The organism is Flavobacterium laiguense (assembly GCF_003097655.1).
GTDB lineage: Bacteria > Bacteroidota > Bacteroidia > Flavobacteriales > Flavobacteriaceae > Flavobacterium > Flavobacterium laiguense.
Genome location: NZ_QCZH01000003.1, coordinates 1 through 12,486, shown reverse-complemented (window position 1 = coordinate 12,486; position 12,486 = coordinate 1). Strand labels below are relative to the sequence as shown.

The 12,486-nt window shown below is 36.2% G+C and carries 10 protein-coding genes; 7 read left to right on the top strand and 3 right to left on the bottom strand.

All coding sequences use genetic code 11. The features are described from left to right. The first annotated feature begins 40 nt into the window (after window positions 1-40). From DB891_RS04190 to lpdA, 3 genes are all read left to right on the top strand, one after another. Window positions 41-286 (top strand): hypothetical protein, encoded by a 246-nt coding sequence (locus tag DB891_RS04190; protein ID WP_124019489.1) that lies wholly within the window; start codon window positions 41-43, stop codon window positions 284-286. Then, complete coding sequence (locus DB891_RS04185; protein WP_116760912.1) at window positions 276-566, top strand: type II toxin-antitoxin system RelE/ParE family toxin; 291 nt, start codon at window positions 276-278, stop codon at window positions 564-566. The genes DB891_RS04190 and DB891_RS04185 overlap by 11 nt, the downstream gene beginning before the upstream one ends. An 89-nt stretch (window positions 567-655) precedes the next feature. Beyond that, a complete protein-coding gene (lpdA, locus tag DB891_RS04180) occupies window positions 656-2,059 on the top strand; it encodes a dihydrolipoyl dehydrogenase (protein ID WP_116760910.1) in 1,404 nt (467 codons plus the stop codon). A 77-nt stretch (window positions 2,060-2,136) separates the two neighbouring features. Here the strand turns inward: lpdA and DB891_RS04175 are convergent, their stop codons facing one another. Then, on the bottom strand, window positions 2,137-2,511 hold the full coding sequence (locus DB891_RS04175; RefSeq protein WP_116760908.1) for a DoxX family protein: 375 nt from the start codon (window positions 2,509-2,511) through the stop codon (window positions 2,137-2,139). 335 nt (window positions 2,512-2,846) lie between these two features. On the opposite strand from DB891_RS04175, the gene DB891_RS04170 reads away from it, so the two are divergent. From DB891_RS04170 to DB891_RS04160, 3 genes are read left to right on the top strand one after another with little or no spacing between them, the layout of a single operon-like run. Continuing rightward, on the top strand, window positions 2,847-4,133 hold the full coding sequence (locus DB891_RS04170) for an anthranilate synthase component I family protein (RefSeq protein ID WP_116760906.1): 1,287 nt from the start codon (window positions 2,847-2,849) through the stop codon (window positions 4,131-4,133). Between the two features lie 45 nt (window positions 4,134-4,178). Beyond that, on the top strand, window positions 4,179-5,492 hold the full coding sequence (gene tilS / locus DB891_RS04165; protein WP_116760904.1) for a tRNA lysidine(34) synthetase TilS: 1,314 nt from the start codon (window positions 4,179-4,181) through the stop codon (window positions 5,490-5,492). 45 nt (window positions 5,493-5,537) lie between these two features. Next, window positions 5,538-7,574, top strand: a complete 2,037-nt coding sequence (locus tag DB891_RS04160; RefSeq protein ID WP_116760902.1) for a protein-disulfide reductase DsbD family protein — start codon at window positions 5,538-5,540, stop codon at window positions 7,572-7,574. Window positions 7,575-7,948: 374 nt separating this feature from the next. Here the strand turns inward: DB891_RS04160 and DB891_RS04155 are convergent, their stop codons facing one another. Both DB891_RS04155 and DB891_RS04150 read right to left on the bottom strand, forming a co-directional pair. Then, on the bottom strand, window positions 7,949-8,617 hold the full coding sequence (locus tag DB891_RS04155) for an FAD-binding oxidoreductase (protein ID WP_116760900.1): 669 nt from the start codon (window positions 8,615-8,617) through the stop codon (window positions 7,949-7,951). A gap of 8 nt (window positions 8,618-8,625) precedes the next feature. Further along, window positions 8,626-9,396 (bottom strand): slipin family protein, encoded by a 771-nt coding sequence (locus tag DB891_RS04150; protein WP_116760898.1) that lies wholly within the window; start codon window positions 9,394-9,396, stop codon window positions 8,626-8,628. A 625-nt stretch (window positions 9,397-10,021) separates the two neighbouring features. On the opposite strand from DB891_RS04150, the gene DB891_RS04145 reads away from it, so the two are divergent. Further along, window positions 10,022-12,486: hypothetical protein (locus tag DB891_RS04145; protein ID WP_133243526.1), on the top strand; the 2,465-nt coding region annotated here is incomplete at its 3' end.

Below are 12,486 nucleotides of genomic sequence, written 5' to 3'. Positions count from 1 at the left end.
AAATAAAAAAGCATTAAATTTGAATTTAAATAATACAACAATGAAAACTAAAGAGTTAAGACAAAAACTGATAGTTGATTTCGGTAAATTCATTCAAGATGATTCTAAGTTAGAAGTACTAGAAGGTGTTTTTGATGCTATCAATAATGAAGAGAATTCTTCGGTCGTTTCTGAAAGCCATTATGTAACTGTAGCTGAGGAGCGGGAAAAATATTTTTCTGGACAAAGTGAATCAAGTTCTTGGGAGGAAGTCGAACAACGCTTGAAGGCTAAATATGGTTTTTAAACTCACGATTTTAAGATTAGCGGAAATCGAAATAAATGAATCTATTGATTTTTATGAGGGTAGGAGTGTTGGGTTAGGAAAATATTTTTTAACTTATCTAAAAGGTTATTTTAAAATTTTAAAGACCCATCCTGAATTATTTGAAATAAAAAAAACTCCTTATTATCGGGAGTTGCCTTTAAAAAAATTTCCATTTGTTATTGTTTACGAAATATATCAGAACGAAGTTATCATTCATTCTGTTTTTCATACTTCAAAAAATCCCACAAAAAAGCCTTGATTTTAATTATATATTCGTGAAAATTTGTGGAATTCGTGTTTGAATTCCTTAATTTTGCAGCACAAAAAATAAAAAACACACACATTACTATGAGTTCATTTGACGTAGTTATTATAGGTTCTGGGCCAGGCGGATATGTTTCGGCTGTTCGTTGCGCACAATTAGGTTTCAAAACGGCCATTATAGAAAAATATTCCACTTTAGGGGGGACTTGCTTAAATGTAGGTTGTATTCCGTCTAAAGCATTGTTATCCTCTTCGCATCATTATGCGGAGATCAAGCATTTTGCAGATCACGGAATTGAAGTTTCGGGAGAAGTAAAAGTAAATTTAGAGAAAATGATTGCTCGCAAACAAGGCATAGTAGATCAAACATCGGGTGGGATAAATTACTTGATGGACAAAAACAAAGTGACTGTTTTTAATGGTTTAGGATCATTTGTGGATGCGACACATGTTGCAATCGCAAAAGCCGACGGTACATCAGAAACAATTGAGGGTAAAAATATCATTATCGCAACTGGTTCAAAACCGTCTTCTTTGCCTTTTATCAAAATAGATAAAGAAAGAATCATCACTTCAACAGAAGCATTGGCTCTTAAAGAAGTTCCAAAACACCTTGTTATTATTGGTGGTGGTGTTATTGGTATTGAGTTAGGTCAAGTGTATTTAAGATTAGGGGCGCAAGTTTCGGTTGTAGAATTCATGGACAGAATTATTCCGGGAATGGATGGTGCTTTGTCTAAAGAATTGACTAAAGTATTGAAAAAACAAGGAATGAAATTCTATGTTTCGCATAAAGTGAAATCGGTAGAAAGAAATGGGGATGCCGTAATTGTACAAGCTGAAAATGCTAAAGGAGAAACAATTACTTTAGAAGGAGATTACTCTTTAGTTTCTGTTGGTCGTCGTCCGTATACAGATGGATTGAATGTTGATAAGGCTGGAGTTAAAATATCTGATAGAGGACAAGTGGAAGTAAACGATCATTTACAAACTTCGGCTTCTAATATTTATGCTATTGGAGATGTAGTTCGCGGAGCTATGTTGGCGCACAAAGCTGAAGAAGAAGGAACTATGGTTGCTGAAATCTTGGCGGGTCAAAAACCTCATATTGATTACAACTTGATACCTGGTGTGGTTTACACATGGCCAGAAGTGGCTGCCGTTGGACAAACAGAAGAACAATTAAAAGCGTCTGGAGTTGAATATAAAGTGGGAAGTTTTCCTTTCAAAGCCTTAGGACGTGCTCGTGCGAGTGGAGATCTTGATGGATTTGTAAAAATCCTTGCCGATGCCAAAACAGATGAGGTTCTTGGAGTTCACATGATTGGCGCCAGAACTGCTGATTTGATTGCCGAAGCGGTAACCGCAATGGAATTTAAAGCGTCTGCCGAAGATATTTCAAGAATGTCACATGCGCATCCAACTTTTGCGGAAGCGATAAAAGAAGCGGCATTGGCAGCTACTGATAACAGAGCTTTACACGTATAGTTTTAAGTTCTTAAAATATAAACCCCGTCTCGTTATAAATAATGAGACGGGGTTTTTTTGTTTAAAATGGTTTTTATTTATGCTGTAAATAAGCTTTTGTAATTTTTCCAGTATCTGTAAATCAAAAAGAAGTTACCCAAAAATACAAAAAGGGCAAGAGCTAATTGATCTGTATTTATGAAAAAATTATAAAATAAGATGTTTATACTAACAGGTAGCACCACGAGATTGGATAGTGTAACGTAGCGGCCGGATAGGTAGGAGAGTCCGCATAATAATTCTATTGTTTTTACCATGGGCATTAAATAAACAGAAGAAATTAAGCCTACTTGAAAAGCTTTAAAATCTTCATTGTTAACACGGTTCGGTAATAAATTAAAAAAATAAGTAATCGACATAAAAATTAGTACTAAACCAATTAATGAACGTACAAAAATAGTTGCATTTTTCATATTTTAGAGTTTTTGGTTAAATGCTTAAGCGTCTATTTAAGACCACTAGAGAAGTATTATCTTAATTTTTCCATTTACCATTTGTAGTTTTTAGAGGCAAAAAACTAATTTCATCGCACTAACAAATATAGTTAAAATTATTTATAGTTATGCGGTGTATTAACTTTTTATTTGTGTTTTTTATTGAGATATGTGTGTAATTTATTAAAATACATAAGTAATTAACAATAATTAGTCTCTATTTGTGTAAAGGAAACCAAGTTTTTATTTTGTAAACTTCTCCTTGAGAAGCGATTTTTTTTATTGTAATTTTGAAGTTCATAAAAAAATAATTTTTGAGAACGTCCATTTACAAATTTATTGAGAACCCTTTGCAGTTCAAGGAGCAGCTTGTTGTTTGGGGACAACAATTTCGTGAAGTAACTTTTTTAGACAGTAATTCATTTTCCGACGAATTTTCTAGTTTTGATTGTGTCTTGGCGGTTGATGCATTCACGTCAATAAAAACTGATTACCACAATGCTTTTGAGGACTTAAAACAATATCAACAAACGACTAAGGACTGGTTGTTTGGTTATTTGTCTTATGATTTAAAAAATGATGTTGAGCAGTTACAATCGAATAATTCTGACGGCTTAAATTTTCCAGATCTGTTTTTTTTTCAACCCAAAAAAATAATGCTATTAAAGGGAAGTCAACTTGAAATTCAATATCTCAATTTATGTGATGATGAAGTTGAAGGAGATTTTGAGGAGGTTAATAATTGGGTATTGTATAAAGATGTTGAGCCGAGCGCAGTCGAGGTACAACAACGAGTTGCAAAGCAAAATTATCTTGACAAAGTTTCAAAAGTACTGGAGCATATTCATCAGGGAGATATTTATGAAGCCAATTTTTGTATGGAGTTTTATGCAGAGAATGTTATCATAAACCCATTAGAAAAATTCTGGAAGCTCAATGCCATTTCACAAGCTCCTTTTACTGTTTTTTTTAAGAATAACAAGCAATTTTTGCTTTCTGCTTCGCCAGAGCGGTATTTAAAAAAAGAAGGTGAAAATTTAATTTCCCAGCCTATAAAAGGAACTGCCAAGCGTTTTTTTGATCCAGTGGAAGATTTGAAATCTAAAACTAATTTGGCTCAAGATCCCAAAGAACGTGCTGAAAACATTATGATAACCGACTTGGTTCGGAATGATTTGTCACGAACCGCCCAAAAAGCTACTGTTGTCGTAAAAGAATTATGCGGGATTTATTCTTTCCTGCAAGTACACCAAATGATTTCGACCATAACGTCTAAAATTGATCCAAAATATTCTGCAGTTGATGCTTTGAAAACTACTTTTCCTATGGGGAGTATGACGGGGGCGCCAAAATTATCGGCTATGAAAATTATCGAAGCACTTGAAGAATCCAAGCGAGGATTGTACAGTGGGGCTGTGGGGTATTTTACACCCAATGGCGATTTCGACTTTAATGTGGTTATTCGCAGTATTTTGTACAATCAGGAGAATCAATACGTGTCTTTTTCTGTAGGAAGCGCCATAACGTCATTGTCTATTCCTGAAAAAGAATACGAAGAATGTTTGCTTAAGGCCAAAGCGATGTTAGAGGTTTTGCAATAGGGGAAAGTTATAATTGGATTAAATAATAATCAGTATTTTTGATATATGAAAAACACACTTCAAAATCATATCGAGAAAGAAATCCCTTTTTTGAAACAAAAAAAACTGCTTCTCGCTGTAAGTGGAGGCTTAGATAGTATGGTTTTGTTGCATTTATTTCAGGAACTACACTACGATATTGCTATTGCCCATTGTAATTTTCAACTTCGGGGAATAGAGAGTTTTGGCGATCAAAAATTTGTGCAAGACTATGCTGAGGAAAATGGAATTCCAATTTTTGTGACGCAATTTGATACTGAGGCTTTCGCCAAAGATTATAAATTATCGACTCAGGTTGCTGCCAGAGAATTAAGATACAATTGGTTTTACGAGTTGCTAGAAAATGAAAATTACGATTATCTACTTACCGCACATCATGCCGATGACAATTTGGAAACGTTTCTAATCAATCTCACTAGAGGAACGGGATTGGAAGGACTGACTGGAATTCCGGTGCAAAATGATAAAATAATTAGGCCTTTGCTATTTTTATCCCGTCAGGAAATTGACAATTATGCCAAAGCGCACGACATTCAATGGCGAGAAGACAGCAGTAACGCATCGGATAAATATGTACGGAATAAAATTAGGCATCATTTGATTCCGGTTTTTAAGGAGTTGAATCCTAATTTTATAACTTCATTTTTGAAAACCGAAGCTTATTTGCAGGAATCCTTGGCGATGGTTGAAGATGCTGCGATTATGGTCTATCAACAAGTGGCCAATGAAGTGGAAGATCAAATTTATTTTGATTTAAATCAGTTGTTGAAATTACCCAATTATCAATCGTATTTGTACCAATGGCTCAAAGAGTTTGGTTTTACCGCTTGGAATGATATTTATGATTTGGTTGACAGCCAATCCGGAAAACAGGTTTTTGCCGCTGATTTTCGTTTGTTGAAAGACAGGGATTCTCTGATTTTGTCGCCCATTGATCACTCAGAAATTCAAGAAGAATTTCTTGTTAATGAAAACCAAACGGAAGTTAAGATTCCCTTAAATATGACGTTTTGTAAAGTAGCAGGCCTTTCGGTTGCATCAAATAAAACTATATTTGTTGATGTTGATCAATTGGTTTTTCCGCTGGTGCTACGCAAATGGAAGACCGGAGATGTTTTCACGCCTTTTGGGATGGATGGAAAGTCAAAGAAAGTGAGCAAATTTTTTAAAGATGAAAAATTATCATTGCTGGAAAAAGAAAACACTTGGCTTTTATGTTCGAATAACCAAATTGTTTGGATAGTTGGTAGGAGAGCAGACGAACGATTTAAAACAACAAATTCAACAAAAAATATTTTAAAAATAGAATTAGAGAATTAGAATAGACAAAGAGATAATAGACGAATAGATAATAGAATAGAGAACATGAAGAAATTAATTTTTATACTCCTTACTTTTTTGGCTTTCGCCAAAGGAAATGCCCAGATTTTAGATCCTGTAAAATGGACGACTACAATCGAAAAGAAATCGGAGACCAATTATATTTTGACTTTTAATGGTGTGATCGAAAAAGAATGGCACTTGTATTCGCAATTTACACCCGATGGAGGACCGCTGCCTTTGGAAATTATTTTTAAAGATCAAAAAGGGAATTTTAATTTGGTAGGCAAAGCCAAAGAAAGTAAAACGGCTACCGCTTTTAACGATGTTTTTGGCGTAAACGAAACTTTCTTTCATGATAAAGCCCAAATTCAACAAGAAATAACATTGGTAAATTCGAAGGTTACGAGCATTCAAGCCGAATTGAATTATCAAGTTTGCAAAGAGGTGTGTATCAATCTGGAAAAGAAATTTACTTTCAAAATTCCAATAACAGAGACGACTGCTATTGCAACTACTACAGTTGCTACTGCAAAATTGGATACTGCAAACACTTTTTCTGTAGTAAAAGCTGATACTGCAATTCTAAAGTTAAAAACAAACGAATGGAGGACTGAAGTTGTTGATTCTAATAAAAGCCAAAAGCCCGCTTCACAAAGAGGATTGTGGTCTATTTTCTTTATCGCTTTTTTCTCTGGATTTGCAGCCTTGTTGACTCCTTGTGTATTTCCTATGATTCCTATGACGGTTAGTTTTTTTACCAAACAGAGTAAAAACAGAGCTGCAGGAATTAAAAATGCCATTATTTATGGAATTTCGATTATTCTAATTTATGTATTATTGGGGTTTTTGGTTACTTGGATTTTTGGTGCCGATGCGCTTAATGCCTTGTCTACCAATGTTTGGTTCAATATTATATTTTTTATTTTGTTAGTGGTATTTGCAATTTCTTTTCTTGGGGCATTCGAAATTATGTTACCCAATTCCTGGGCCAATAAAGTGGATAACCAAGCCGATAGAGGCGGGATTATTGGAATATTATTTATGGCATTAGCATTGGCTATTGTTTCATTCTCCTGTACTGGGCCTATTGTAGGAACGCTTTTGGTTGAAGCTGCTTCCAAAGGGGGAATTGCTCCCATAATCGGGATGTTAGGTTTTTCATTGGCTTTAGCCTTGCCTTTTATGCTTTTTGCAATGTTCCCGGGTTGGTTGCACTCTTTGCCTAAATCGGGTGGATGGTTGAATACCGTTAAAGTGGTTTTAGGATTTTTGGAATTGGCTTTGGCGTTCAAATTTTTATCGAATGCCGATTTGGTTTTACAATTGCATTTACTGGAAAGAGAAGTGTTTTTAGTAATTTGGATTGCTATTTTTGGAACATTGGCGTTCTATTTATTTGGAAAAATCACGTTGCCGCATGACAGTCCGTTATCTCATATTTCGGTAGGAAGGTTGTCGTTAGGGTTAGTTGTTTTGTCTTTTACCATTTATTTAATACCAGGTCTTTGGGGTGCACCACTTAAATTAATAAGTGCGTTTCCTCCTCCAATGGAATATAGCGAAAGTCCGCTAGGTGTAGGTAGTTCGAATGTTGGAAATACATCGACTACTGTTTTGCCGGAAGGAGCCAAATTGGGTCCACATCAAATCGTTGTTTTTGATGATTATGATAAAGGATTGGCTTATGCCAAAATGGTAAATAAACCGATAATGCTTGATTTTACAGGACATGCATGTGTGAATTGTAGAAAAATGGAAAACAATGTTTGGTCGGTTGAGAGTGTTCTCCCAATTCTTAAAAATGAAGTTGTAGTAATTTCACTCTATGTAGATGATAAGCGAGAATTGCCCGAAAGTGAGCATTTTGTATCTAAAACTACAGGTTCCGAAATTGAAACGATTGGCGATAAATGGACTGATTTTATGATCTCGAAATACAATACTAATACACAACCTTTGTATGTCTTGACTGATTTGGAAGGAAATAATCTCAACGAAAAGCAACCGACGATAAGTTATGTACCCGTTGAAGAATACGAAGCTTGGTTGAAAGCAGGTATTTCGAAGTTTAAGAAATAGTTTTTTTTAGTGGCTAAGCTGATATGATTAAATTAGCAGTCAATAAAAAAATGAAAAATCCCAATCTCAGAAATTAGATTGGGATTTTTTTTTGACTTATTTACCTAATAAACAACTAAAAGTTAATGTTAACGGAGACGAATTTCCCTCTTGAGAGGGGCTAGGGGTGTGTTTTCTGAAAAACTCTCTATGAAATAAAAAAGATGTTGACCAAAAGGAAATGGTCTTATGAAAAATCTAAGTGTGTGAGGGATAGACGGAAGCTACCGAAGTAGCCCAATTAGCCCGACCGCATAAGGGAAAGGGTGAATAAAGACAACGATGAGTAAGCCCCTTTTTCTTACGGGGTCACACCCAAATCATGCAAGGTTTTATTACTTTTCGAAAATTAGTGTATTTGCGGTGGCGCCAAGATCTAATAAGTTTTTAGTGATACTTTTTACAAAATCGGAGGGACCACAGACATAAAAGTTTTGACTGAAGTCTGCTATGTTTTCGATTAGGAAATTGCGATCGATTCTTTTTTCGAGATATCCCATAACGTTTTCTCGGGTGTATACTTTTAAAAAATCTTTTTTTAGCATTTTCTGTAATTCTTCGGACATAATCACGTCTTCGGTGGTCTTGTTGCTGTAAATGAGTTTGTTGCCCATAATGTGTTGTTTCTTGTATAAATCTCGGAAGATGGAAATAAAGGGAGTGATTCCTGCGCCACCGGCAATGAAAGTACCAGAACCCTTGTATTGTATGGCCCCGAAAACATCGTGTAGAATCAGTTCGGCTCCGGCATTGATGCTGCCTAGCTTATTGGTCACACCTTCATGGTCCTTGTAAATCTTAATCATAAATTCGAGATAATTTTGTTCTCTTAAATTGGTGAAGGTAAAAGGGCGTAATTTATCCTGCCAATCCGGATGGTTTATGGAAACATCGGTAGCCTGCCCTGGAATAAAATCATATCCAGCGGGTTTTTCAACCACAAAGCATTTTACATCATGGGTGATATAAAAGGCTTTCAATATTTTAACAATAGAGGTGTCCATGGAGTCTGTTATTGATCTAATTTTTTTTCATTGACTAGTTTTGTGAAACTTTTTGCTGCGCTTGTAAAATCGGATGGGATAAGAATTACTGTGGTGGTATTGTTGTCAATCCCTATTTCTGCCAGCATTTGCATGCGTCTTAATTCGAGTGCAATTGGGCTTTCTTCCATTTTTAGAGCCCCTTGGGTTAGTTTGATGGAGGCTTCGAGTTCGGCTTCCGCTTTTACGATTCGGGCTCTTTTTTCTCTGATGGCTTCTGCTTCGCGTGCCATGGCTCTTTGCATTGCTTCTGGGATTTCGACATCTTTCATTTCGACCATTTCGATTTTAATCCCCCAAGGCTCGGTTGCGGAATCCACAATTTTTTGCAGCGTTCCATTGATTTGTTCTCTTTCCCTCAATACTTCATCAAGGGAATGTTGCCCAATAATATTTCTTAGAGCGGTGACTGAAAATTGATAGACGGCTTTATTATAGTCGGCTACTTTAATAATTGCATATTCAGGATTGGTGATTTTGAACCACAGTACTGCGTTTACCTTAATGGTTACACTGTCCTTTGTGATGGTTTCTTGTTGTTCGAGGTCGACTGTTTTTGTTCGAATGTCTACCCGTTGCTGTCTCTCGATGAGAGGAATAATCCAATAAATTCCAGGACCTTTTATGTTTTTGAAGCGACCCAGTCTAAAGACCACTGCGCGTTGGTATTCTTGAGCAATTCGAATTCCTGCTATAATGAACAGTATTGCTATGATTGCCGTAAGTTGTATGGGTGTCATAATGTTTGTTTTTTAAGTATTGAATTTCTTAGGGTATTGTTTCAGTCTATTGATTTGAAGAGTTATACTTATAAAGTGATAGGGGATTTTGTTAAAATCAAAAGTAAAGTTACAAAATAATTCACATGAAATGTTTAAGGTGTTGATTGTTATTGATTTGTGTGCTTTTTAAGCAGAAAAGATATGATAAGGACAGAAATATTTTTGTAACAATATGTTTTTTATTAAGGAACTCAATTGCAACTATTTTAAAAATGCAATTAGGGTTGACTATAATACGAATGAGTATACTTACAAGAATTATATTGTGGCTAAATAGCTTTAAATGAGTTGTTAAGGTTTGTGAAGTGATTTAATGTAGTTTGAAGTTGTTTTAAATGCTTTCATCGAAAATATTAAAAAAAGTAATGTTGTGATTTAAGAATGACATAAATTAGTATAGAAATTTTTGAAGATTGTGTAATTAAGTTGTCTTTTTTTACTCAACAAATACCTTAGCCACTTTTTTCTAAGGAGTTTAATTACACTGTTTTAGTAAGAGTAGGAATTCCCCCATTCCGTTGCTTTTACGTTTCTGTTATTTCATGTGTTGTATTCGTTATTTATTATTTTAAAATTTTTAAATATGAAAACATTTCTACCTAAATCTGGATTTTTAACGATTGTTTTTTTTATTGCCAATTTGGTTTTTGCAAATGCGAGTTTTGGGCAGACCGTAACGCTCGATCAGGCTGATTTGGATTATGCCCCAGGAGAAACTGTTTCTATTACCGGGACGGGCTGGCAACCGAATGAAGTCATTAACCTGCAGGTAGATCACCTTACGGAACCCATACCCGATCACGGAACACCTAACCCTCATCTTCCCTGGACAATTGTAGCGGATAGTTTTGGTAATTTCGCGGCGGAGTGGTTTGTTACGGAATATGAATTGGGTTCGAATCTTTTACTTATTGCCGATGGTATAGAGTCTGGGTTTACTTATGAGGTGTTTTTTACGGATGCAACAGCAACTCAAATAGTAAGTTTAACTCCATCAGGTGGAATATGTGGTGGAAATATAACCACCTCTGCAACTCTTCAATATAAATCTGGGAACAATTGGTTAAATCCGGGATCAGGCTTAACTATTGTATTTACTTTAGGAGCAAATACCGTAAATGAAATTACTAATAGCAGTGGAGTTGCAACTGCAACACTTGCTGTTTCTGGAAATCCTAATTCTCTTGTTGCAAATTATAATGGACCTGGGGGAAATGGGTATTCTTCATCAAATTCATCAATTGGTTTTGTTACTACTGGAATAGTAACCCCTTCTGTAAGCATCGCAATCACATCAGGAGTTAATCCAACTTGTTCAGGTAGCAGTGTAACATTTACTGCAACTCCAACCAATGGTGGTGTAGCTTCTTACCAATGGAAAAAAGGAACTACAAATGTGGGAACAAACAGTGCGACATATACAGATGATGGCGTAACAGCCGGAAACATTACTTGTGTAATGACGAGTAACCTTACTTGTGTTACTTCAGCAACTGCTACGAGCAATGCAATTACACTGAATGTCTCTACAGCTAACATACCAACTATAACACCAAGTGCCCCAACCAATTTCTGTGCTGGGGGAAGTGTATCCCTAACTTCAACAGCAGGAACAAGCTACCTGTGGTCAACTGGCGAAACTACGCAAAGTATAACTGTTTCATCAACAGGAAGTTATACTGTAAGGATTGAAAATGCAAATGGTTGCGAAAGTGCATCTTCATTAGCTACAGCTGTTACAGTAAATCCATTGCCAACAACAGTAACCGTTATCGGAGGAGGAACTTACTGCGGAAACACAACAATAACTGCTTCAAATGGTTCAAGTGGAACAATTTATTTTCAGGACACTACTAGTGGAGGAACTTCATCAACCACTCTTTCCTCAAGTCAGTTAATAACTACATCAGGAACTTATTATTTCCGGGCACGATCAGCATCGGGTTGTTGGGGGCCAGAAGGAAGTGCCTCTGTAACAATAAATCAGATACCCATAGCAACAATCAACACTGGTAATACAGCAATTTGTCAGGGTGATAATGTGACACTTTCAATTACATTAACTGGGACAGGAACAATATCGGGTATCTTAAACGATGGAACACCTTTTAGTGGTTTAGCAGGAACTATTTCAATTGTGAAGACACCATCAGTTGAAACCACCTACAGCATTGCTTCATTAAGCAACGGAATTTGTGCAGGGACCTTTAGTGGTTCAACTGCTGTTACGTTTAAAGGTAAGTATACTGCAAACGCAGGAAACGACCAAACCATTTGTCCGCAAGGGACTGCCTCTGTTAGCGGATCTGTAACTGGAAACCCTTCTGCAACAGTTTGGACAACCAGTGGAACAGGTGTATTTACCAATGCAAATGTACTTTCTACAGTTTATACACCTTCTGCTGCAGATAAAGCATTAGGTTCGGTTATATTAACATTAACTACCAGCGGAACAGGAACTTGTGATGGAGTTGATAATATGGTGCTAACAGTAGAAGACAAAGTAGCAGCAGTGGCAATAGCCCAAGCAGTAACGGTTCAGTTGGATAATCTAGGTGCAGGTTCAGTTACCGCAGCTCAGGTTGACAATGGCTCGAATGATGCTTGTGGAATACAATCACTATCCGTGTCACCAAATACATTTACTTGCGCCAATGTTGGAGCAAACACTGTTACCTTAACAGTAACTGATAACAATGGAAATGTATCAACAACTACAGCAACTGTAACTGTTAAAGATGAAGTACTACCAGTAGCAACAGCTAAAAACATTACCGTTCAGTTGGATGCAACAGGAAATGTTAGTATAGCAGAAGATGCAGTTAACGATGGCTCAAGCGATGCTTGTGGCGGATTAACCTATGACACAGATAAAACCAGCTTCAACTGTTCAAATGTAGGAGCAAACCCAGTAGTGTTGACCGTAACCGATGCAAACGGAAACAGTTCAGCCGCCAACGCAGTTGTAACTGTGGAAGATAAAGTTGCTCCAGTAGCAACAGCTAAAAACATTACCGTTCAGTTGGATGCAACAGGAAATGTTAGTAT

Bases quoted from the DNA above. Each gene is read 5' to 3' on its own strand.
- DB891_RS04190 (WP_124019489.1), top strand. From the start codon at position 41: ATGAAAACTAAAGAGTTAAGACAAAAACTGATAGTTGATTTCGGTAAA.
- DB891_RS04160 (WP_116760902.1), top strand. From the start codon at position 5,538: ATGAAGAAATTAATTTTTATACTCCTTACTTTTTTGGCTTTCGCCAAA.
- DB891_RS04175 (WP_116760908.1), bottom strand. From the start codon at position 2,511: ATGAAAAATGCAACTATTTTTGTACGTTCATTAATTGGTTTAGTACTA.
- tilS (WP_116760904.1), top strand. From the start codon at position 4,179: ATGAAAAACACACTTCAAAATCATATCGAGAAAGAAATCCCTTTTTTG.
- DB891_RS04150 (WP_116760898.1), bottom strand. From the start codon at position 9,396: ATGACACCCATACAACTTACGGCAATCATAGCAATACTGTTCATTATA.
- DB891_RS04185 (WP_116760912.1), top strand. From the start codon at position 276: ATGGTTTTTAAACTCACGATTTTAAGATTAGCGGAAATCGAAATAAAT.
- lpdA (WP_116760910.1), top strand. From the start codon at position 656: ATGAGTTCATTTGACGTAGTTATTATAGGTTCTGGGCCAGGCGGATAT.
- DB891_RS04155 (WP_116760900.1), bottom strand. From the start codon at position 8,617: ATGGACACCTCTATTGTTAAAATATTGAAAGCCTTTTATATCACCCAT.